Below are 22,167 nucleotides of genomic sequence, written 5' to 3'. Positions count from 1 at the left end.
TAAAGCGCTTTACCCTTTACTGCATGACCCACTACCGCATGACCCATTACTTACACGCATGACTTGAGTGGAGCACGGGGGCTGTGCAACGGAGTGAAAAGTAAAACGCAGGATCAGTCTGAGTGCCTGCGGCGTGTGTGGCACAATTGCTGCGCTTGAATCAATGTTTGAACTTTCAACCAGAAGAGTTATGACCGATCCAACCCCAGCGCCACAAGAGTACACCCCACGCGACGCTCAGGTGATCCACCAGCGTATTGTGCAACAGCTTGCCACAGAGCTTGGCGTGCAGCCCCGACAAGTCAGTGTGACCATGGAACTGATTGATGGCGGAGCAACTGTTCCTTTTATTGCCCGCTATCGTAAAGAAGTGACAGGTGGCCTGGATGATACTGTCTTGCGTCAGCTAGAGGTCCGTCTGCTTTACCTGCAGGAACTGGAAGCCCGTCGTGACGTTATCGCCAGCTCGATCGCTCAGCAAGGCAAGCTTTCTGCTTCGCTCGCCAAGGAAGTCGAGCAGGCTGACAGCAAGCAGCGACTCGAGGATCTTTACGCACCCTACAAGCCAAAGCGACGCACCCGTGCCCAGATTGCACGCGAGGCAGGTCTGCAACCGCTGGCTGATACATTGTTGGGCGATCCCGACGCGGATCCGAAAGTACTGGCAGCGCAGTATGTTGACGCCGACAAGGGGGTTGCCACTGAGAAGGCCGCTCTGGATGGAGCGCGCGACATTCTGGCCGAGCAGTTTGCAGAGGATGCTGATCTGGTTGCCAGATTGCGTGCGCTCATCGCCCAGAAAGGTCAGCTTTACGCCAAGGTCATTGAAGGCAAAGAAAGCGAAGGCGCCAACTTCAGGGACTGGTTTGATTTCAGTGAACCGCTGCGCTCGGTGCCCTCGCACCGAATGCTCGCGATGTTGCGTGGTCGCCAGCAAGGCGTGCTGGACTTGCGTGTTGCGCTACCAGAGGCTGAAGAGGCGCTGGTCCCACATCCGTGTATCCGTATTGTCGCCGAACATAATGGACTGGACGACGGTGTGTTTGGGCCCCATGCGACGCCTCGCCAACAGTGGCTGGCTGACGTGTCTAGATGGGCGTGGCGGGTCAAGCTGGCCATGCACTTCGAGATGGAATTTATTTCCCAGTTGCGTGAACAGGCCGAGACCGAGGCAATCCGTGTTTTTGCTGCAAATCTGAAGGACTTGCTGCTCGCCCCGCCGGCTGGCACCAAGGCCGTGATGGGCCTGGATCCCGGAATTCGTACTGGCGTGAAGGTGGCTGCCATCGACACGACTGGCAAAGTTGTTGAAACAGCAACCATCTATCCATTTGAACCGCGACGCGACGTCAATGGCAGCTTGCAGACGCTGGCTCGCATCGTACGGCAACACAAAATCGAGCTGGTGGCTATCGGCAACGGTACCGCGTCACGCGAAACTGAACGACTGGTTGCCAGGCTGTGTGAACTACAGCCTGATCTCGATCTGGCGCGCATGGTGATTTCAGAAGCAGGCGCCTCGGTTTACTCGGCTTCCGAACTGGCGGCGAAGGAGTTTCCGGATCTGGATGTCAGTCTTCGGGGGGCTGTCTCGATTGCACGCAGATTGCAGGATCCGCTAGCCGAGCTGGTCAAGATCGAGCCCAAGGCAATCGGTGTGGGACAGTATCAGCATGACGTCAATCAGCGTGAGCTTGGCCGAAGCCTTGATGCCGTTGTCGAAGACTGCGTGAACGCGGTGGGGGTGGATGTCAACACTGCTTCACCTGCGCTACTGACGCATGTCTCGGGACTGAACGCAACGCTGGCCAGGAACATTGTCCAGTACCGGGACAGCAAAGGCGCGTTTCGCAGTCGCAAGCAGTTGATGGAGGTGCCGCGTTTCGGAGAGAAGGCGTTTGAGCAGGCTGCAGGGTTTCTGCGTATCAGTGGCGGAGACAACCCGCTTGATGCGTCCTCTGTTCACCCTGAAGCCTATCCCGTTGTAGAAAAAATTCTGGCCCGGATCCAGGCCGATGTCAAAGCCGTGATGGGTAACCAGGCCGCACTCAAGGGCCTGTCACCTTCCGAGTTCACCGACGAGCGGTTTGGCGTGCCGACGGTCACCGATATTCTGGCCGAGCTGGAGAAACCAGGCCGGGATCCGCGCCCGGAGTTCAAGACAGTCAAGTTTGAAGACGGTATCGAGTCCATTGACGATCTGAAGGTTGGCCTGATTCTGGAAGGCGTTGTGACCAACGTTGCCAACTTCGGGGCGTTCGTGGACATTGGCGTGCATCAGGATGGGCTGGTCCACATCTCCGCTTTGTCCGAGCGGTTCGTGAAGGATCCAAGGGATGTGGTCAGGACCGGCCAAAGCGTCAAGGTCAAGGTGCTTGAGGTCGACAAGGCGAGAAAGCGCATTGCACTGACAATGCGCCTGTCTGATGACGCCCCGGCCAGAACGGCTGACACCAAGCCTTCAGGCGGTTCGCGTCAGAATCGTGGCGCTGCGACCGGCCGTGCGGCTCAGCCTGCACCTCAGGATAACGCGATGGCGGCTGCATTTGCAAAACTCAAGCGCTAGAACCAGGGGCCTTTCGAGCCCCCCCTCCCACCCAACCGTCGGTAAGTACGGTTGGGTGGGGGCTGGTCTCCTGGTTTCCCGGGTTCTCCGGTTTCCTGATTTCGCCCAGGTCGCGAGGTCTGTCACAGATGATCTGAATTTGCTGCTCACGCTTCGTTCAGGCACCCAGCAGTCGCTTGCGCAATCCCGTGTGACGGATCACAAACTTCTCGATTTCGGATACGAAGAATACCAACAAGCCCGCACCAAGCACTTTCAGCCAGTCTATCGGTTGTAAAGGAGCCGAGCCAAACACCGTATTCATCCAGGGCAGATAGGTAAAGGCCAGTTGCAGTGGCACGCAAGCCGCGATCGCCAGCAGAACATAACGGTTACCAAACAGCCCTTCCCTGTTCATGACTGAGTCGTAAATGTGGCGACTGTTGATCAGATAAAGCATCTCGCACATTACCACCGCATTGACCGCCATGGTACGGGCCGTTTCAAGCGATGTGCCGTGTTCGTATTCCCACAGAAAGAGTCCCAGTGCACCGGCCATCATCAGTACGGAAACCATGATCACGCGCCAGACAAAGAATCCGTTGAGCAGTTTCTCCCCGGGTGGGCGCGGAGGCCGTTTCATGATGCCGGACTCTGCCGGTTCGAACGCCAGCGCCATGCCCAGTGCGCTCGAGGTCACGAGGTTGATCCACAAGACCTGGGCCGCAGTCAGCGGCAACGCCAGTTCGAACAGAATGGCAGCAATGACCACGAGTGCTTCGCCACCGTTTGTTGGTAGCATGAACAACACGAATTTCTTCAGATTGTCGTAGACCGCACGCCCTTGTCTGACTGCTATGGCAATGGTTGCAAAGTTGTCGTCTGCCAGCACCATGTCACTGGCTTGCTTGGCCGCCTCGGTGCCTTTCATGCCCATCGCCACACCGACATCAGCGCGCTTGAGTGCGGGCGCATCGTTGACGCCATCGCCAGTCATCGAGACCACCTGCCCGGCGCCCTGCAGGGCTTTAACCAGACGCAGTTTGTGTTCCGGACTGGCTCTGGCAAAGACATCAACGTTCATGACCACACTGCGCAACGTTGCATCATCCATCATGGCTACTTCTGCGCCCGTGACAGCCGGCTTGCCCACACCAATACCGAGCTGGGCTCCGATTGCCCGGGCTGTCTCGGCATGATCGCCTGTGATCATCTTGACCGCGATACCCGCTTCATGACACTGCGCGACAGCCAGTGCGGCTTCTTCGCGCGGTGGATCGATGATCCCCACAAGACCCAGCATAAAAAATCCAGATCGCGTGTCGGCAAAGCCAAGCCCGTCTCCTTCGGGCGCTGCCTGCTTGCAGGCCAGCGCCAGCACACGCAGGCCAACCGCAGCGGTGTCGGTGGCCATGCGTCGCCACTGATCCACGTTCACAGGGGCCAGATCGCTATTGGCGTACTCACGCTCACACATATCCAGAATGACTTCCGGGGCACCTTTGACGAATATCCAGGGCTTGTCATCCGTGTTTCGGTGGTAGGTCGCCATGAAGCGGTGCTGCGACTCGAACGGCAGCACGTCGAGTCTGGGCCAGGCCTGCTCACCCAGGTCCTGACTGAACCCCGCCTTGGCCCCCAGAACCAGCAATGCGCCTTCTGTCGGGTCACCCATCACTTTCCAGGCCTTGTCTTCCCGATACAGGTGCGCATCGTTGCACAAGACGCCGGCGCGAACAGCCAGTGCCAGTGCATGGTCGGTCTCCAGATCGACGATGTGACCGTCGTGGGTGATTTCACCGCGCGGGGCATATCCGACACCACTCACTTCATAGACATGATTCGCACTGACAATCCGTTGCACGGTCATTTCGTTACGGGTGAGCGTACCGGTCTTGTCCGAGCAGATCACCGTGACCGAGCCCAAGGCCTCAACTGCTGGCAGTCGGCGAATGATCGCGTTTTGTCGCGCCATGCGTTGCACGCCCAGTGCGAGCGTGACCGTCAGTATCGCTGGCAGGCCTTCCGGGATCGCCGAGGCGGCCAGCGCAACGACCATCATGAACATGTCTGCTGGCGCATTGCCGCGCCAGAATGTGCCTAGTGCGAAGGTGAGCGCACAGACCAACAGTATCGCAACCGCGAGCATCTGCCCGAACTTGTCGATCTGGCGCACGAGCGGGGTGCTCTGGGATCGGACGTCTACCAGCATCTGGTTGATCCGACCGATCTCGGTATGTTTGCCTGTGTGGATCACGACCCCTCTGCCCTGCCCGTGTACCACCATGGTGCCCGAGTAAGCCATGCCAAACCGGTCGCCTAGTGGTGCGTCTGCTGGTTGCGCGTCCGTGGATTTCTCGACCGGCAATGACTCTCCTGTCAATGCCGCTTCTTCCACGCGCAGTTCGCGGGCGTGAAACAGGCGTACATCAGCGGGGACACGATCGCCAGAACCCAGAACAACCACATCACCCGGCACCAGGTGTGCGGCGTCGACCTCGGTGGTCTGCCCACCCCGGATCACTGTCGCGTGGGGCGAGAGCATGTTGCGGATGGCCTCAAGTGCGTTCTCGGCTTTTCCTTCCTGGATGAAACCAATGACCGCATTGATCACCACGGCAAATAGCAATACGCCGGTGTCCACCCAGTGACCCAGAAACGCGGTGATCAGCGCGGCGCCCATCATCACGTAGAGCAGGATATTGTGAAACTGCATGGCCAGACGCATCCAGGCAGAACGGCGCTTGATCTGGGCGAGCTGGTTGGGCCCGTGTTTTTGCAGGCGCTCGTCTGCCTGCTCTGCGCTCAGGCCTTTGGGGTTGGTTTCAAGCCGCTGGTGCACTTCGTCGGCATGCAGGGTGTGCCAGACGACCGGCGAGGGAGTGCCTCCTTTGTCGGATTTTCCGGCTTTCCTGCGTTTATGCTGACCGGGGTCGAGACTCTCATCCGGTATGCTGGCTTGCCAGCCTTCTTTCTTGCTGTTCTCGTTCTTGCTCATCGTGACGGACTCTCGCGCAAAAGATTGAACTGAAGCCTCAATATACCTTGCACCACAAACCTGTACCTGCCTTATCAGGCGGGCATGCCGCTGATTTTTGTTGTGATCTGATCATGCTCAAAACCGTCCCTGAAAATTCGCATGTTCTATAGCTACTACCCGTAGACGCCGTGGTCAGATCGCTATGCTGCAAAACCGGATTGAGGGTGTCTTGCGCCTGTCAGAACTCAAACAGGACGTCGCATGCCCTGAGTTCCGCGCCCAGCCACTCAGTGGGTTCTTGCTGCTTTTGTATGCGCTGAGCCCGTTCTCGGCTGGTTGCCATGATTCGTTGCTCAAGTGTTGCCAGTGTGATGGAAGGGTTCGACTGAATATGGTGATTGGCAGCCACGCGCGCGCGCGCCAGCGCCTCTTCTCGTGAACCTGGCTGCAACGCTCCCAGCAGCCAGTAAACCGATGCGCAGGACTCTGCTGTCACGATCAGTGGGGCCAGAATTTGCAAGGCGCTTTTCTGAATCAGATTAGGCATTTTGATCGTCTGGCCGTCAGCTGTCAGCAAAACCGCTTCTGCCCCGGAAAACACGCCCCGTAGAAATGCGCGTTCCTTGTCCTGAGTAAGCTGGTCAGCGGTGATCGTGTTCTTGAACATGCTTGCATCAGCCATTTCGCCATCACGGTCCAGTCTGCCAGGCCGACCAGACCGAGCAGGTACGGACTCCAGACGCTGCGTGCGCTCAGCCGCACCCTCGAAGATCGCCGTGTCGACTTCGATCGGGACCGGATCAGAGGGGGTTGCCAGCACCGGCGATGCCAGCGTCGATAACGACAAGGCGACGCTAGCGGCGATCAAGTGCCTCAGAGAGCGGGTTCCTGGCGGATTGCTACTCTGGCAGTGAGGGCCGGCGTTGGTGTCATGACGCAAGGTGACTGTGTTGGCGCATGCATTGAGCGTTGCTGTGGCGGATGTCATTCATTACGTCCAAGATCACGCAGTCGCTTTCCACTGATCACATTGGCCTCAATCCGCTCAAGCGATGTACCACGGGTTTCGGGGAGATACAGATAGGCAATCAGCCAGCTCAGCAGACACACGCCGAGAAAAAACAGCAGCACGCCCGTCAGGCTGATCCACTGCACCACCGTCAGGAAAGTGAAGGCAATCAGCGCATTGAACAGCCAGCTGATTGACGAGGCCGCTGCAATCCCCTTTTCGCGAAAGGCAGTTGGAAAGAGTTCTGACATCATCACGTATGGCAGTGGTCCCAGGCTGATCGCAAACGCCATGATAAACAGGCACAGGCCGGCCAGTCCCATCCAGGACCACTGATAGAGTGACGCAAGGGTGACCATACCCATGCCGATCGACATCAGGGCGGCTCCGTATAGCAACAACGGTCTTCTACCTGCCGTATCCACGTACTTCAGAGCAACCAGCGTCGCCAGAAAATTGACCAGCCCCAGGCCGAGCGTGGCGCCGAGTGCGGCTTTGCCCGCATCAAACCCCATTGTCTGGAAGATGTGCGGCGCGTAGTACAGGATGCCGTCAATACCGCTCAGGTTCTGCAGCACAAACAGGCCTCCACACAGCGCCAGTACAGACACGATGCTGCGCCGGGAGGCGCTAGCTGGTGCGGGGCGTGTCGTCGTCAATGCCTCTGTATCCCGATGGGCTTGCGCGGATTCGTCGAGTTCCGGAAGTTCTGTGTGCAGACCGAGCGAACTGGCAACCTGGCGAGCCTTCTTTGACTGGCCCACTGCCGCGAGCCAGTGCGGGCTTTCCGGAAGTGCGCGTGCCAGCAGCAACGCGGCGACAGCAAACACGACACCAACTCCCAGGACGTGCGTCCAGGGCCAGGTCAGTGCAAACAGGAAGGAAACGCTGTAAGCGATCAGGATGCCGGCTGTGATAGCAAGCTGAAACAAGGCCACGACTGCGCCGCGGTGTCGTGCGACGGTGACTTCGGCAGCGTACATGGGTACAACCATCGAACTCAGTCCAATGCCCAGGCCCAGCCCGCATCGTGCAACCAGCAGTCCTGTGTAGGTCGGCTCACCCAGGATCAGGACATAGCAGAGTATCATCAGCGCAGCCGCAAACAGCATGCAGACGCGGCGACCATACCGCGATGACAGGGGGCCGGCGAGAATCGCACCGATAAAGCAGCAGATCACCAGAATCGAGACCAGGATTTCCTGAGCGGCCGTGTCTAGCTCGAACCGCTCGGCCAGGGCGTCAAGCACGCCGGTGAGGCTCGTCATGCCGAATCCGAACAGGATTCCAAAACACAGAACCAGTGCAGCGATCCTTAAAACAATGTTGGACATTGACACGTTTTGACCCTTAAACTCGTAAACCGAAACGATCGGTTCCTGGCGCAGTATGCCACGTGTCAGGCCGGGCTGATACCCCGCAAAAGAATGAAAAATAGTGCTAAACAATGCTTTAGACGCGTGCTTTAAACACACACCTGTGTGAGCTCGCTGGCATTGATGATATTGACACCGTTGCGAGCTCTGCGCTTGTTTTTACGGACGGCCGCGTGCCGTGCAAATGCAGTTATGGCGGGTGGGGTTTGCAGAATATCTGCTGTGCAAGGTCTGTGGAAAGGACTTTCCCGTCATTTTTTCCGACCCGGTTGTTCTCGCTGTACCCACTACGCGTCATCGCTCGCATGGCGCAGTCTGACAAATGAGGGGGAGCACATCATGAACGCTAATAATGAGCAGCACCTGGCCAGCTCGGCTCCGGCATCGCAGGAGCTTGCGATCAACGGGGGCCAGCCGGTACGCACTGACCCCCTGCCCTGGGAGTTTCCTGGAGCAGGATGGATTGACGAGCGTGAGCTTGAACTGGTCAGTTCAGTCGTCAAGGCTAAAAGTCCGTTCAGATTCTATGGACCCGATTCCCAGCATATGGTGGACCGGTTTGAGAAACAGTGGCGTGAGCAGTTCGGTCACCCGCATGCGCTGGCGGTGTCGTCTGGCACGGCAGCATTGTCGATTGCCATGGCGGCTCTGGATCTGGGGCCAGGTCAGGAAGTCCTGGTGCCTGGTTACCTCTGGGTGAGTTGTGTCTCGGCAATCGTGCGTGCCGGGGCCATTCCAAAGCTGGTCGACATCGACGAGTCCTTCTGTATGGATCCGGAGGATCTCAAAGCCAGGATCGGTCCGCGCAGTGCTGCTGTACTCTGCGTTCACATGAGCGGCGCGCCTGGCCGCATCGATGAGATTGCTGCGATCTGTCGCGACCAGGGGCTCTTTCTGATCGAGGACTGTGCGCAGGCGGCCGGCGCCAGCTATCACGGAACACCAGTGGGCCGCTTCGGGGATCTGGCAATCTTCAGTTTTCAGCTGAACAAGAACATGACCAGCGGCGAAGGCGGCATGATCGTGAGCCGCACGCCAGATCTTTATCGGCGCACGGTTGCGTTGCACGACCTTGGGTACCCTCGCACGGCTGCTGGCAGGCTGGATACTGAAAGCCCCGACATGCAGCTCTGGGGAATGGGTGCTCGTATGCCTGAGTTGACCGCTGCAATGGCACTGGCTCAGCTCGAAAAGCTCCCTGCGATCACTCAGGCGATGCGGCAGGCCAAATGGGCCATCCGGCAGGCCATGCAGGATACGCCGGGACTGACCCTGCGTCATGTTCCCGACCCGGGCGGGGACAGTGGACCATTTTTGCTGATGTTGTTACCCGATGGTGATACGGCAAGAGCCTGGGTCGATGCACTCAAGGCGGAAGGCATTCGCGGACCAGAAGGCAGTCTGGCGTGCATCGCCATGCAGGACTGGGGCATGCACTGGCACTTCAATATTCCGAGTCTGGTTCACAAGCGTTCCAATAGCCGCGATGGCATGCCCTGGAGCCATCCGGACAACGCGTTCGCCCTGGACTATCGCTACGATCAGGGTGTGCTCCCGAGATGCGAGGCGTTCATGCAGCGCGGTGCGTTGCTGACAATCGGTTCGACGCTGAGTCAGCAGGATGTGGATGACATCATCACCGCGATGCGCAAGGTTGCACGCGTGATGCTCGGCTGATGGATAGCGTCCGATCAGCTGTCAGCATTTATCTTCTCTGCCCTGAGGCGCAGACGCAGAATGGCTCAGAATCGTTTGCGGGGAGCGAGCCAGAACCGGCTCGCGAGTCGTTTGCCGAATCGATCGTCGTGCCGCGAATTTTTGTGCGATCTTTTATGGGCTTTCTTCCGCACTTTTATCAGTGTTTTCTTCAGTCCATGCCGGTGGGCTCCCGTCTCAATCTTCTACGGACGCTACCATGATCTACGTTGTCGCCATCATTGCCGCCATCGCCGGTGTGTTGTTCGGGTTTGACGAAGGTGTGATAGCGGGTGCGCTCGCGGCATTACGCAGTGAGTTCGGTATCTCAGCCTTCGAAGAAGGGTTCATGACCTCGGCTGTGCCACTGGGCGCACTCTTCGGTGCCTTGCTCGCCGGGATGCTGGCTGAGCAGTATGGTCGCAGAGCCACGCTGCTGCTCGCTTCGGTTCTGTTCACACTCGGGGCCGTGCTCGCAGGACTGTCCTCGGGCGTCTGGTCCTTGACGATGTGCCGACTCCTGCTTGGCCTGGCCGTCGGTCTGGCGGCAACCGTTGCACCGCTCTTCATATCGGAGAACGCCCCTTCTGACAAGCGTGGCCTGCTCGTTTCCATCTATCAGCTTGCGGTCACAATCGGCATCCTGTCTGCTTACCTGGTCAACTATGCACTGGACGATCAGTGGCGACTGATGTTCATGCTGGGCGCGCTGCCGGGTCTGGCCTTGCTGTTCGGCATGATGAGGCAAAGCGACACGCCTCGCTGGCTCATGAGCCAGGGACGTGAACAACAGGCCAGACAGACACTGGCCAGGTTGCGCAAGCGAGCGCCTGACGATCCTGCCATCGGCCAGGAGTTGCTGGAAATGACTGATGCGCTCTCGCACCATCAGGATCAGGCGCGCTGGAAGGACCTGCTTGACCGGCGGTTGCGCCCTGCTCTGGTGGTCGGGATCGGGTTATTCGTGTTGCAGCAGTTCAGTGGAATCAATGCGGTGATCTATTACGCACCGTCTGTCTTTACCGAGGCGGGGTTCAGTTCGGACTCCACCCCGATTCTGGCTTCGCTGGGTGTGGGGGTTGTCAATGTACTGATGACGCTGGTTGGTATGTATCTGATCGATCGGATCGGACGACGACGTTTGCTTTACCTGGGGTTTCTGGGCACAGCGATCGGTCTGGGCATGATTGCGCTCGGTGCCGCGACCGGTTCAGCTTATCTGGATGTGCTGGCAGTCGCAGGTCTGATTATTTACATCGGTTCGTTTGCAGCGAGCATCGGGCCGCTGCCCTGGGTCATGATGTCCGAGATTTACCCGCTTCGCGGCCGCAGTCTGGCCATGAGCCTGACCACGATCTCGAACTGGCTGTTCAACTTTCTGGTGGTGTTTTCGTTCCCGGTTCTGATCGCTTCCGCGGGCCTGGGTACGGTGTTCGGGCTCTACGCCTTGACCTGTCTGGTAGGACTGTACTTCACCTGGCAGTACGTGCCGGAAACCAACGGTGTGTCGCTCGAACATATCGAGCGCCACTTGTACAGCGGCATTCCCTTCGCCCAGCTCCGTCCGCCGCCTGTGATCGAGGTCGAAACCAGTCAACCCGATATCTCCTATGACACCGCCTTGCTCATGGTGGGCTCACTGATCGCGCTCAGTCCTTACCGCACCGGGCTTGCCGGTATTCAGGAACGCATCGCTGTGGTCGCATTCGATAACAGGCAGATCCGCACCGCCCTGCGGGAGGTTCACGCGCGTGCGGGTGTCTCTCGTATCTCCCGGTTGACGCGTAACGATCTGGGTCCTCAGCGCTGGGTCTTGATGACATTCCTGGAGCATGTCTGGTTTGCGAGTCCCGAGTTCTTGCGCTCTGTCGGACAGCCGCCCTCAAACGACCGCTTCGATCAGCGATCCGATCTTGACAAGGAGTCCTCATGACAGAGCAACTCGAGCTGAATCTGGCTGATCTGGGCGAATCCGCAGAGACCTTCGATGTCTGTGTCGTGGGTACCGGCGCAGGCGGTGGTGTACTTGCCTACAGGCTGGCGAAGGCGGGTTTGCGCGTGCTGTCGCTTGAGCAAGGCCCCCTGCTCGGAGCCGATCAGTTTAAAACCATCATGCCACCAGGCCTTGGCACCACGTTCGGGGTGGGTCCCGAAACGGTCTGGCCCACGGACCCACACGACAGTCTATTCATCCACCCCCTCTTTGCACGAGCCGATACCGGATCGACGCCGCGTGAGCCTGGCCAGTTCAACCACTATCAGATTCACGCGGTCAGTGGCCTGCAAAACCTCTGGAACGGGGTTAGTGTGCGGTTTTCTGGTAAGGACCTGCAGGGATGGCCCATCCAGGGCGGTGAGCTCGATGCGCACTACTCGGATGTCGAACGCCTCGTGACAGTCTGTGGCCATCGCGATGGGCTGTCCGATCTGCCTGACGGGGAATTCATCGAGCCCAAGCCGTTCAGGCCAGCTGATGAACTGATTATCAAGGCAGTCAAGGCACTCGGAGATGGGTATTCTCACGCGATTGCCAATCGCAAGGCGATCAACACCCGGCCCGGGATGAGCAGCAGTTGTGTTTCGACCGGGATCTGCACGTCTGGTTGTCCGGTTGGCTCGGTCTACAAATTCTCGGCGCGTCTGTTGCCAGAGATCGAGTCGTTGCCGAACTACGAGTTGCGTGGCAACGCCAAAGTCATGCGACTGATCAGGGATGGGAACACCCAGCGTATCGGTGCAGTGGAGTATCTTGACACTGCGACCGGTCAGACACATCTGGTCAGGGCAGCTACCGTGGTTCTGGCCACCGGTGCGGTCGAGACGCCGAGAATCCTGTTCAACTCCGCCGATGACAAGGATCCGAATGGCCTGGGTAACCATCATGATCAACTCGGCCGTGGATTGCAGGACAACCCCAAAGTCGTGCTGTCCACGTCGCTATACAAGCTCTGGGGAAGTCGCCTGGACTATGACATCGGCTACGGGGATCTGCTGATCCTGATGTCACGCGAGAAGCTTCCGGATGGTTCCGAATTTCCGTTCATTGGTCACGCAATACACGGCATTCCGGACTATCCGCACTATCTGGGTCAGATGGCACTGATCCCGCCCGCTATCAAGGAGAAGCTCGCCCGGCATCTTTTCTATTCTTATGTCACGCTAGGACTGTTCTGTGCCGGTGAGCGATTGTCTGAGAATCGTGTCAAACCAGGCCATAGCCATGATCGATACGGTGTGCGCCAGGTCGATATTGATTTCTCCACTACTCAGAACACCCACGAGCAGATGGATGCAATGATGCGCTGGGGTACCCGGGTCTTGAAAAAGGCATCTTGTACGCGAATCTACAAGACGCGTGACTGTAGCGGGACCGGCATACACTATGCCGGGACGACTGCCATGGCGAATGATGAGACCAGGGGTGTGGTCGATGCTAACCTCAAGGTCTTCGGTTACGAAAACCTCTATGTCTGTGATGGTGGCGTGATTCCTCTTTTGCCGGACAAGCACCTGACGCTCACCATCATGGCGCTTTCGAACAGACTGGCCTCTCACCTGGAGGCGAAGCATGCCAGACGAAAAGATCGGTTGCAGACTGTCTGAAAGTGTTTGACTCAGGCTTGTCACGGCACACGTCCACTGGCCCTGCCCCGATGCGTATCATCTGGCCGGATATGTGAGGCGTGGCAAACCTCGTTTGTGTTGAGCCATAAGGTATGCAGAAGGATCGGGGGCGACCTGACGAGTGCGTTCGACATCAGAGCTGATGAGGCACAGGCCAGGATCGGGATGTTTGCGAGTCTGGCGTATGATTGAACGCAGGGGCGGTCAGTTCTTGCTTCTCACGATGTTTAATGCCAATCGAAGTCTATTTCTGGAACAATCATGAGCGCTTTACGAAACATCCTTGCCGCAACCGACTTTTCAGAGGCCGCTGACAATGGCCTGGCGCGTGCGACTATCCTTTCGCATGACGTCAGCGCGGATCTCATCTTTGTACATGTCTTTAATCGGGATGCCAGCGATCGGCTTTTGCAGTGGGGCATCGAGAAACTCAAGCAGCCTGATCTGGAAAAGATAGCACTTGATGCTTTGGGTGAGCGGCTCTCAGGCGTTGTGGATGAGTTCGGACAAAGCGGCCAGACGATTGGTGCCGAAGTACGCTGTGGCGCCCTCATTCCGACGCTTAATACGGCACTCGTAGAACTGAAGGCCGATTTGCTAGTGTGCGCAGCCCGGGGAGAAAGTTTGTTCCGGCATCATCTGCTCGGTAGCACTGCATTGCGAATGTTGCACACCGCCCGGATTCCGGTTCTGGTCGTCAAGTCAGCGCCCAGCGCGACGTACGGCAAGGTGTTGCTTGCCGCTGATTTCTCGGAAGGGTCGATGACAGGCGCCCGATGGGCTCGTGCCGTTGCCCCCGATGCCTCCATGTCGATTCTGAATGTAACCGAATCGCCGTTTGAACACGCGATCTATGTCTCAAACATTGAAGAAGTCTTGATGGGGAAGTATCGCGATCAGGCAAAACGTGAGTCCGAGACCTCACTGCGCGAATTGCGTGACCAGATTGAAAAATCGCTTGGCGTTTCTCTCACGAACGATCAGCTGATCACGCATCAAGGCGATGCGGCTCACACCATTGTCGAACAGGCCCAGGCACTTGGGTGCGACCTGATCGTGATGGGTCGTCACGGTACCGGCGTATTACAGGAGCGTTTGTTGGGGAGCGTCACCAAGCAGGTGCTCGAGGCCTCGCCAGTCGATGTGCTGGTGGTTTGACCGTTCTGCTGCGGTGACGTTAGGCCGTGACGTTAGGTCGTGACGTTAGGCCGATGAGAGTCGATGGATCGAATCCATACGCCTGATCCACGTGCTGAATACGGATTGCCGGTTCCTTCATTTGACCAGGCGCGGCAACCCGGGATTCACGGTGTCTGTGAGGATTTCAGCGACGGTGAGTCGCGACATGTCTTGTGTCTGGTCGTGCGACACGTGCTTTGCCAGGTTGCCGTTCCAGACCTGACTGAAAAGGCAACCTGATGTCATGCTCACTTACGGGCTGATCAAAGGTATGAAGCCCTTAAATTCCTGCTACATCCTTGATTTCTGACAGTTTCCAGCCTTTTGCCATGTTGACCAGTTCATCCTTGGATGACAGGCGCTTGCCCTCGATCTTCAGCATCACCCTGCCTCCAAGAATCAGTGTGATCTCGCCGGAACTGTTCTTTTCGTTCCACTTGAGCATTGCGTTCTCCCGGCCCAGGCGAACCCTGTCGAATCCCTGCTGCTGCATCAGCATGGGGTTGTTGAACATGCCACTCATCATCCCCAGCATGGGATTATCCAGAGACAATTCGGCCTTGGCGGTGGAGTCGCCTTTCTTGTATTGCTGACTCATCATGACTCCGGTCATGACGTTGGATCGATCACCGCTCGCCTCCTTGGTCACTTCCCAGCCGTCTTGCGCGGGCGGAAATGCTGCGGCCATGGCATCGATCTGGCGATCGGTTACGTGCTTGAGTGCATCCTGCAGATCCAGTTTGGCAGTAGCCCAGTCGCCGCTGTCGACTGCTTCCTGAGCATTCTTGAGCAGTGCGTTGATATCCTGATCGGCCAGGGCAGCCACTGGTGACAGAGCTAGCGGCAATGCCAGGATGGCGATGCCTTTCGAGGGGCGGGTCGTCAACGTTGCAAAAACGCCATGTGCTTTTTTAAGTGCCATCATCGATCTGGTCTCACTCATTATTTGCTCCTTTTTGTTTGTTACATGTTGCTTTGGTGGTCAAAGAAGCCCCACAGATGAAACCTCACCAATCGTCCTGTACAAGGTGATTGATGTTGGCTGACACAGTTCAAGTGTCTGTGAACCTTCCCCGGTGAGGCTCTTGTCCAGTGCTCCGCCTGTGGCGGCTAACCCAGTATCCTGCTGTCTACCCGGTTTGTCTGCGCAAGCGTCTGGGTCAGTGGTCAGTGGCCAGTGTAGTGGCTTGAATCGGCTTTGACCACCCTGTGCACAGGATTTGCGCGTGATCTGGTATGCGACCTGAACCATGGAATCCAGACAAGTGTCTGGCACACCCGGCACGAGAACCAGGACGTTCTTTGTCGATGGTTCCTTTATATTGACGGGGGTATCTGGTTTTTGAGGAGTGCCGGGAGTGTCGAAGGTTTCAGGAATGCTGCAGTCGCTACGCAGGCTCACGCGCCTTGGTATTCGGTACGTCGACCGTGCGCTGTGTATACCCCTTGAACGTGATTCTGGCGCGAGTTTCTTGTTCGAGGGGGAATATACGATCGCTGCGGGCAGTGGATTTCTCAAAGTGCAGTCAAGATGGGAGGTCGGGATACGATCAGGCCACTGCATCCTGAACACGTCTTGAGTCGATTTAAATCTTGCAGTGATACGACACAGATAGATGGCCAGGCCATCTATCTCGGGATCCTGCACAATCATTATGGCCATTTTCTGTGTGAGACCCTCTCCAGGCTCTGGGCGATCGACTCCGTAGATTCTCACGCAAGACTCGTCTTGCTGGTCACGGATGCTGGCGTGCCTGGATTTGTGGATGATTTTTTCCGGATGGCGGGATTGCAGGATCGACTCGTCTATGTTCGAACGCCGGTTTGCGTGGAGTCTCTCGTGATTCCCGATGCTGCCGTGATTTATCCCCACTTGTTTCATCCGGCGTTCTTGCGTCTGACGCGCAGTGTGCTGGAGCGAACCGCCTTCCTGTCAGACAATGAGACTGCCCCGCTTTTTGTGTCACGGGGCAATCTGGTACCTGGATATAGCAGGTATGTGGTGGGTGAACGCATGTTGCATGAAGCAATGGTTCGGGCCGGCGCCACCATTGTCTCACCTGAGACGCTTGGTATTGCCGAGCAGATCCGCCTATTCAATGCTCACCGCCGTATTGTGGGCTACGCAGGTAGCGCGATGCACAATCTGCTGTTCACGACTGGTGACAAAGATGTCCTGTACTACTCGGCCCGTGCGATACCGAAGATATATCGTCTGATCGATAAAGATCTCCGAAACCGGGCGCGCTATGTTGATGCGCACCTGCTTTCCTGTCCCGGGATGCTTGCGTTCGAAATCGGGTTTAAGCCTGAGGTGCTCGACCTCCCTGGTGTAGTACAGGAAATCTCTTCGTTCCTGGGAGTCGAACTTGTCCTGGAAGGACTTGACCACCTCGCATATCAGAAGTGCGCGGTGGTCGAATTCAATACGGCGTCGATGTTGCGCTACGTTGTCGAGCAGCGAGCGCGGGGTTCCAGCACTCTCGAGGCAGAGTTTGCAGATCTTGAGCACTCACATGTATTTGATCGGGAGATGATTGCCAGATCCATGCAGCGTTCGCCTGTATTGCGCAAGTTCTTTGGTGATATCGGTTGGGAGAAAAGTGCTCATAACTTCAGTTACTGATATATGACTGCACTACTTCGAGATCACAGACATGGACGTCGATCCACACGTCTGTCAGGACGATTGCAACTCAGATGTATGGATTCTTTCGCTGAAGGTATGGCGACCAGTCAATTACCGTGATGGTTCTGTTTGCGAAATGATTAGCGAGTTGGATAGCCAGCCAGTTCGTGCAAAATCCCATTGGCCCAGCAGATCAATGTCGTCAACAACCCATTTGCCTGACTCTTTGGTGAGTAAGACTTCATCTGTCCAGTCAAACTCGTCTGTCCCTGGCTGACCGTAGGCGAGCGTGACAGCCCACATGTTGGGCGTGTCGTCTGGTTCAATCGCAATGACGCGGCTGGCGCCTTCAAATAACGAAACAAAAACAGAGCCTTGAATCAGGGGTGGTTCAGTGCCTCTGTGAAGGCCAAGCTCCCTCGCCTCGTGCGCTTTCGCTGTTTCCAGCAGTGAGACGAGTCGCCCGGACATCAGTGGGGCCAGCTGGGACATTTCCGCCTTGTCGGGCAGACCGTGGATATTGAGCGTGATGACCTGGTCGTAGAACTCATGTACGGCTTCGCGCTGGCTCACTGCTTCCTGATCATTCACCAGCTTCGAGGCACAGCCCATCAATGCGAAGGCCACTACCAGGCTTGTGCACGCCAGAATCAGCTGTCTGCCGGGTATGCTCAGTCCTGTCTGGATGCCAGGCCACGGTCCATCGGAATTCTCTGCCATGAAACTCCTTCGCTATCTGGGAAAAAATCGGGTGCGAACAGTTGCGTTGTCTCACCTTGACACGGGGCGCTTGAGCCAGCGCGCGAAAACCTTGGGCAGCGCCCAGCGTCCAAAGATCCACCCTGGGATCAGGACAACCAGCCAAGGGATGGTGCCCGCAACAAACAGCATCACATCACCGACACTTCGAGAGAAGGTGCCGGTCATGTTGTGCCAAGCATGACGAATCGGATCCCAGATGTCACGCGACACAGTTTGCGGCGCACTGCGGTAGGTGAAGTTCATGCGGACCTTGTCGGTCTGCCGGGCCATGACCCGGGACTGCGACTGCATGGAGTCGATTGTGGATTGCACCCGGTTGAGCTCGCGTTCAATGGCCAGCAGATCCGATAACTTGTGTTCCTGATCTGCCTGCCTGATCATCGCCTGTAGTCTGTCGCGCAGGTTCTTGGCGTTATCCAGCCTTGACTGAAGGTCGACCCATTCAAGCGTGCGGTCCTCGCGAGTGATGCTTGTTTCGATCGGGGCTGGTCCTGCCGACTGCATCGAACTGAGGAAATGGTCGAACGCAGTGTGGTCCACCCGCATTTCAATGTTTCCATAGTTTGCGCCCTCTCCTGGGCCTCGACTGGAAATCGATGCTTGCACAATCTCGCACTCCTGACCAAGCTTCAGGCAGATATCCCTGTGTGCCTGCCAGACTGACTCCAGCACATCTGATCTGGTCTCGAACACCCATTGCTGGGATTCGGCTATCTTGCGAGTAGCTTCCATGTCTGCCGCCTGCCCACCTGCGTCGGCGTTCGCCACCGGCGCTGCCCGCATGAGACTTGCAGTGGAACGATCCGATATGGGGTCGCTGGCAATAGAAGCATCCTGCGAGTTGTAAACGCCCTGTTCCGCCGTCTGCTCGTCGTACGAGTCGTAGCAGCCGCCAAGACCGAGCGTAAGGGTCAGAACTGCCAGAGAAATGAGTTTGCGTTGCATCAGTCAGCCCAGAGTGGATGGAAACCGGTATCAGAAAGTCCTGAGCCAAGCATAGCAGGATGAGCTGTCATTTTGAGTAACTGGCTCGTGCTCCTGTCGGGTGAGCTACCCGACATCCGGACGCGGTTGATGACTTGCAAGTATTCTGGCGGGGTTGCTCAGAGCTTGCGCTCACGCGTACAGTCTGAAAGTAAAGATGAACGTGACCTTGCAGGCCGTCTCACAAAGTCAGAACACTGCTAGTGTGTACTTGTTAGATGCCTGAGGATGCCAGCAGGAGCTCGCAGGTGCGAGTTTCATGTCTTGATCAGATGTCTGGAGTCTGCCTTTCTGGACTCGTCGTTTGATTGAGTGGTTAGGCGCCAGGCGCAATCTGCGCCTGGGTAATAAACAGGATGGAGGCGAATGATGAAGGCGGCATGGTACGAGCGTAACGGGGCGGCAGCCGAGGTATTGCAGTTTGGGGATCGTCCAACGCCAGAGCCCGGTCCGGGAGAGGTGCGAATCCGACTGGCGTATTCCGGGGTGAACCCTTCTGACGTCAAGTCCCGTGCAGGCAGCCGTCCGGTGAGTGATCTTTACATCATCCCGCATAGTGATGGCGCGGGCGTGATCGACCAAGTCGGAGCTGGTGTTGATCCTGCCCGGGTCGGCCAGCGTGTCTGGACCTGGAATGCCCAGTACGGACGTCCTCTTGGAACGTGCGCTCAGTATGTGGCACTGCCCGAGAATCAGGCGGTCTTTCTGCCCACGCGCGCTTCAATGCAGGAAGGTGCTTGCCTTGGGATCCCGGCGCTGACGGCTTATCAGGCGGTCGAACTGGCAGAGATTGAGGCTGGGCACGTTGTGCTGGTCATCGGAGGTGCCTCAGCAGTGAACTTCTATGCCGCGCAGATGGCCAGAGAAAGAGGTGCACGAGTGATTTGCACCGTTGGATCTCAGGCCAAGGCAGATCTGTTGCGCGAGGCAGGGTTTGACGAGCTGATCCTGTACAAGGAGCAAGACGTTGCCCGGGAAGTGCTGAAACTGACAGGTAGCAAAGGCGTGAATGCCATCATTGACATGGATTTTTCGACCAGTGCTGCACTGATTGAGCAAGGTGTGCTGGCCTCTCATGGCCAGTTTGTATGCTTCGGGTCAAATGATCGTGGGTGGATCCCGGTGAGTTTTGGGGCTTTGCTACCGCGTTCCATCTCGTTGAAGTTCTTCCTGGTGTATGAGCTCACAGAAAAGCAACGCAAGGTATGCGTGGAAGGGGTCAACCGACTGCTCGAACAAGGAGTGTTGCAGCATCTGTCAGGACCCTGCTTCGCACTTGAAGAAATTGTGGCAGCCCACGAGGCGGTCGAGTCCGGAAAGGAGGTTGGCAAGGTGCTGGTGCATTGCGAGTAGACTCGCCGTGCGGGATTTTGCTTGACTTTGGTAGCATGATCATCGAAGAACGGTAACACTTTCAGTGGTGGCACCTCCAGTGACCAGAGCTTTGCACTGACGTCGACGATGGCAAACCGGTTAATCCCGAGATAAACGGATTGAGAGGGCCCCCTTCATGGCCTTCATGAGCATGCTGTCTCTGCTGTTTTTGTGCATCGTCTGACCTGTGAGTAGCCCAGACAATGCGTTTGATCGGGAACATTCCTGATCATTTGCGTGCTCATTGAAGGCGATGACATGCGGGCTCCAAAAAATGCGGGCTCCAGAAAGCCCGACACACTACCGCATGGTTGAGAAAAACACGCATGACCCAGTACCCTCTGACGGGCTGGTCACAATGACCGGAATGAGTGGTCACGATCATCGGAATACGCACCTAAAGGCTCGCAGGCGAACCAGCCGGACCAGAAAGGGGACTGCGTGGACAAATGCTCAGTCGTTCACGCCTAAGACCACCAGCAGTTGCTCAAGAGTGATATAGCCCTTGTTGTCCTGATCGATTCTGTCCCAGGACTTTGCGACTCTTGGCATACCTTGCTCTGCTTCTTCGCGGGTGACTTTCCCATCACCATCCTTGTCCGCAGTCGTAAAACGTTCAACGACCTCCTGTTTGTTTTGAGGGGCAGCAGGCAGGTCGGAGGCAGCCCAGGCGGCCGTCCAGGGCACGATGAACGTGCTGGCCAGTATGGTCTGTGCGACTTTTTTGGAGATCATCGTCATGTCAGTCACCTTCTGCGATGGACGCGAGCATTAACAGGCCGGAAACTTAATCGCCAGACGCTGCGCGATCAAGTTTAGAAAGCCAGACTATGCCCTGGATTTCTTGGTCAATCAGTAATTATCGTTTATTCACGCGGAAAGCAACAATCTGTGTGTGCCCTGCCGATGCGGTCTCGATCGTTGCGTAATGGATGAGGTCATAGTCGAATCCCGAGGGCCTCGCACTGTTCGCGCATATGGGCTTCGTAGCGGGCGTCCAGTGCAATGTTACGAAACCCACCGCGCACGCTGCCAGGCTCTATGCTGCCAAACGACGTGTGCCAGCTTTCAGGGAGCGGCTGTGACTGCTGTAAACACAGCCAAAGCCGGATGAGATGACGCTTGCGATCGGGCTCATCGAAGTCTTCGAACGCGGTTCGGGAATGGATGATATGAAAGTTGTTGAGAATCTGGATGTCGCCCTCTTGCAGGTACATCCGATAGCAAAATCGATCTGATCCCGCGAGATCCTGAAATTTATACAGAAACTCCATTTCTTCGGACGAGAGCGTCATGCCGGCCTGGATGGCTCCATTCTTGATGTTCTTGATATTGATCCGAAATGCGCAAGCATCTCCCTGCTGCTCCATCAATGGCAGTAGATAGTGTTCCTTACCGTCGACTTTGTAGCCACCCAGGCTAAAGGGATATAGCTGAGTCAGCATTGGCGCGTGATCCGGATTTTGCTTGATCAGGTGTTGCGCGACTGAGAAAGGATTGGTGATGAGACTCTCTCCACCTGACCTGGCTTCTCGCCGGCAGTACAGCAAGACAGCATCAGCGGAGTCGATGTGGAAATCCAGTTCAGAACTGGTGTTGTAGCCACGACCGTTGACCACTCGGTAGGCTGAAGATCCTGCGTCGCGCACATCCGTCAGAAAATCACCAGCAACGTTCTGAGGCCGAGCCAATCCCATGTAGAGTCCCGTTCCCCAAGTCGCTACCCGGAACTCTGCTTCAGAAAGGTCTCGCGCTGGAAATCCTTTGATCAGACTGACACCATAGGCGTGTTGGGTCATCTCGAGCGCCGTCGTGAACTCTTTGACAGTCTCGGGTGACAAGTGAAACGTCTTTCGGTCAATTCTCAGCAAATCGTCTGCAAGATGAGATGACCGCCTGGCTTGCTCAACGATCTCCGCGATAGCACGATCACTGAGCCGGAAGACCCAGCGTTTGTCAGATTCCAGATCTGGAGCGGTCCAGTTCACAAAACTTGGCATGGTTCAATCC

The 22,167-nt window shown here is 56.8% G+C and carries 16 protein-coding genes; 8 read left to right on the top strand and 8 right to left on the bottom strand.

What is annotated here, in order from left to right; genetic code table 11:
* The first annotated feature begins 190 nt into the window (after positions 1–190).
* On the top strand, positions 191–2,566 hold the full coding sequence (locus DBV39_RS05075; protein WP_108623097.1) for a Tex family protein: 2,376 nt from the start codon (positions 191–193) through the stop codon (positions 2,564–2,566).
* Positions 2,567–2,723: 157 nt separating this feature from the next.
* Here DBV39_RS05075 and DBV39_RS05070 read toward each other — a convergent pair whose 3' ends face one another.
* The 3 genes from DBV39_RS05070 to DBV39_RS05060 form a co-directional block, all read right to left on the bottom strand.
* Entirely contained in the window at positions 2,724–5,543 is a 2,820-nt protein-coding gene (locus DBV39_RS05070) for a cation-transporting P-type ATPase (RefSeq protein ID WP_108620613.1), read from the bottom strand.
* A gap of 220 nt (positions 5,544–5,763) precedes the next feature.
* On the bottom strand, positions 5,764–6,513 hold the full coding sequence (locus DBV39_RS05065; protein ID WP_108620612.1) for a hypothetical protein: 750 nt from the start codon (positions 6,511–6,513) through the stop codon (positions 5,764–5,766).
* A complete protein-coding gene (locus DBV39_RS05060) occupies positions 6,510–7,868 on the bottom strand; it encodes a sugar porter family MFS transporter (RefSeq protein WP_108623096.1) in 1,359 nt (452 codons plus the stop codon). Before DBV39_RS05060 ends, DBV39_RS05065 begins: the two co-directional genes overlap by 4 nt.
* A 381-nt stretch (positions 7,869–8,249) precedes the next feature.
* Here DBV39_RS05060 and DBV39_RS05055 point away from each other — a divergent pair, with 381 nt between their 5' ends.
* The 5 genes from DBV39_RS05055 to DBV39_RS19425 all read left to right on the top strand — a co-directional run bounded on the left by DBV39_RS05055 (position 8,250) and on the right by DBV39_RS19425 (position 14,648).
* On the top strand, positions 8,250–9,587 hold the full coding sequence (locus tag DBV39_RS05055) for a DegT/DnrJ/EryC1/StrS family aminotransferase (protein WP_108620611.1): 1,338 nt from the start codon (positions 8,250–8,252) through the stop codon (positions 9,585–9,587).
* 238 nt (positions 9,588–9,825) lie between these two features.
* Positions 9,826–11,538: a sugar porter family MFS transporter gene (locus DBV39_RS05045; RefSeq protein WP_108620609.1), complete on the top strand. Its 1,713-nt coding sequence runs from the start codon at positions 9,826–9,828 to the stop codon at positions 11,536–11,538.
* The gene (locus DBV39_RS05040) at positions 11,535–13,208 is read left to right on the top strand and encodes a GMC oxidoreductase (RefSeq protein WP_227870817.1); all 1,674 of its coding nucleotides are present in this window, start codon (positions 11,535–11,537) and stop codon (positions 13,206–13,208) included. The genes DBV39_RS05045 and DBV39_RS05040 overlap by 4 nt, the downstream gene beginning before the upstream one ends.
* Positions 13,209–13,490: 282 nt before the next feature.
* The gene (locus DBV39_RS05035; RefSeq protein WP_108620608.1) at positions 13,491–14,387 is read left to right on the top strand and encodes a universal stress protein; all 897 of its coding nucleotides are present in this window, start codon (positions 13,491–13,493) and stop codon (positions 14,385–14,387) included.
* A gap of 63 nt (positions 14,388–14,450) precedes the next feature.
* Complete coding sequence (locus tag DBV39_RS19425; RefSeq protein WP_159078810.1) at positions 14,451–14,648, top strand: hypothetical protein; 198 nt, start codon at positions 14,451–14,453, stop codon at positions 14,646–14,648.
* A gap of 40 nt (positions 14,649–14,688) precedes the next feature.
* On the opposite strand, the gene DBV39_RS05030 is transcribed toward DBV39_RS19425, so the two are convergent.
* On the bottom strand, positions 14,689–15,351 hold the full coding sequence (locus tag DBV39_RS05030) for a hypothetical protein (RefSeq protein WP_108620607.1): 663 nt from the start codon (positions 15,349–15,351) through the stop codon (positions 14,689–14,691).
* Between the two features lie 633 nt (positions 15,352–15,984).
* Here DBV39_RS05030 and DBV39_RS05020 point away from each other — a divergent pair.
* Positions 15,985–17,034, top strand: coding sequence for a glycosyltransferase family 61 protein (locus tag DBV39_RS05020; RefSeq protein WP_159078809.1), 1,050 nt, complete (start codon positions 15,985–15,987; stop codon positions 17,032–17,034).
* Between the two features lie 114 nt (positions 17,035–17,148).
* Here DBV39_RS05020 and DBV39_RS05015 read toward each other — a convergent pair whose 3' ends face one another.
* On the bottom strand, positions 17,149–17,757 hold the full coding sequence (locus tag DBV39_RS05015) for a DUF3828 domain-containing protein (RefSeq protein WP_108620604.1): 609 nt from the start codon (positions 17,755–17,757) through the stop codon (positions 17,149–17,151).
* A 51-nt stretch (positions 17,758–17,808) separates the two neighbouring features.
* Positions 17,809–18,744, bottom strand: coding sequence for a DUF4349 domain-containing protein (locus tag DBV39_RS05010; RefSeq protein WP_108620603.1), 936 nt, complete (start codon positions 18,742–18,744; stop codon positions 17,809–17,811).
* Positions 18,745–19,149: 405 nt separating this feature from the next.
* On the opposite strand from DBV39_RS05010, the gene DBV39_RS05005 reads away from it, so the two are divergent.
* Positions 19,150–20,136 carry an NADPH:quinone reductase gene (locus DBV39_RS05005; protein WP_227870816.1) on the top strand — a complete coding sequence of 329 codons (987 nt, stop codon included), beginning with the start codon at positions 19,150–19,152 and terminating at the stop codon, positions 20,134–20,136.
* A 474-nt stretch (positions 20,137–20,610) separates the two neighbouring features.
* Here the strand turns inward: DBV39_RS05005 and DBV39_RS05000 are convergent, their stop codons facing one another.
* Together DBV39_RS05000 and DBV39_RS04995 are read right to left on the bottom strand one after the other, a co-directional pair.
* Complete coding sequence (locus tag DBV39_RS05000) at positions 20,611–20,898, bottom strand: EF-hand domain-containing protein (protein WP_227870815.1); 288 nt, start codon at positions 20,896–20,898, stop codon at positions 20,611–20,613.
* 197 nt (positions 20,899–21,095) lie between these two features.
* The gene (locus DBV39_RS04995; protein ID WP_108620602.1) at positions 21,096–22,157 is read right to left on the bottom strand and encodes a TauD/TfdA family dioxygenase; all 1,062 of its coding nucleotides are present in this window, start codon (positions 22,155–22,157) and stop codon (positions 21,096–21,098) included.
* Positions 22,158–22,167: the final 10 nt, after the last annotated feature.

This window comes from Orrella marina (genome assembly GCF_003058465.1).
GTDB classification, from domain to species: Bacteria; Pseudomonadota; Gammaproteobacteria; order Burkholderiales; family Burkholderiaceae_B; genus Algicoccus; species Algicoccus marinus.
This window is presented reverse-complemented; position numbering and strand designations above follow the sequence as displayed.

Coding starts and splice junctions, on each gene's coding strand:
- DBV39_RS05015 (WP_108620604.1), bottom strand. CDS start 17,757: ATGGCAGAGAATTCCGATGGACCGTGGCCTGGCATCCAGACAGGACTG.
- DBV39_RS05000 (WP_227870815.1), bottom strand. CDS start 20,898: ATGACGATGATCTCCAAAAAAGTCGCACAGACCATACTGGCCAGCACG.
- DBV39_RS05060 (WP_108623096.1), bottom strand. CDS start 7,868: ATGTCCAACATTGTTTTAAGGATCGCTGCACTGGTTCTGTGTTTTGGA.
- DBV39_RS05055 (WP_108620611.1), top strand. CDS start 8,250: ATGAACGCTAATAATGAGCAGCACCTGGCCAGCTCGGCTCCGGCATCG.
- DBV39_RS05035 (WP_108620608.1), top strand. CDS start 13,491: ATGAGCGCTTTACGAAACATCCTTGCCGCAACCGACTTTTCAGAGGCC.
- DBV39_RS05065 (WP_108620612.1), bottom strand. CDS start 6,513: ATGACATCCGCCACAGCAACGCTCAATGCATGCGCCAACACAGTCACC.
- DBV39_RS05075 (WP_108623097.1), top strand. CDS start 191: ATGACCGATCCAACCCCAGCGCCACAAGAGTACACCCCACGCGACGCT.
- DBV39_RS05005 (WP_227870816.1), top strand. CDS start 19,150: ATGATGAAGGCGGCATGGTACGAGCGTAACGGGGCGGCAGCCGAGGTA.
- DBV39_RS05040 (WP_227870817.1), top strand. CDS start 11,535: ATGACAGAGCAACTCGAGCTGAATCTGGCTGATCTGGGCGAATCCGCA.
- DBV39_RS05010 (WP_108620603.1), bottom strand. CDS start 18,744: ATGCAACGCAAACTCATTTCTCTGGCAGTTCTGACCCTTACGCTCGGT.
- DBV39_RS19425 (WP_159078810.1), top strand. CDS start 14,451: ATGGATCGAATCCATACGCCTGATCCACGTGCTGAATACGGATTGCCG.
- DBV39_RS05070 (WP_108620613.1), bottom strand. CDS start 5,543: ATGAGCAAGAACGAGAACAGCAAGAAAGAAGGCTGGCAAGCCAGCATA.
- DBV39_RS04995 (WP_108620602.1), bottom strand. CDS start 22,157: ATGCCAAGTTTTGTGAACTGGACCGCTCCAGATCTGGAATCTGACAAA.
- DBV39_RS05030 (WP_108620607.1), bottom strand. CDS start 15,351: ATGAGTGAGACCAGATCGATGATGGCACTTAAAAAAGCACATGGCGTT.
- DBV39_RS05045 (WP_108620609.1), top strand. CDS start 9,826: ATGATCTACGTTGTCGCCATCATTGCCGCCATCGCCGGTGTGTTGTTC.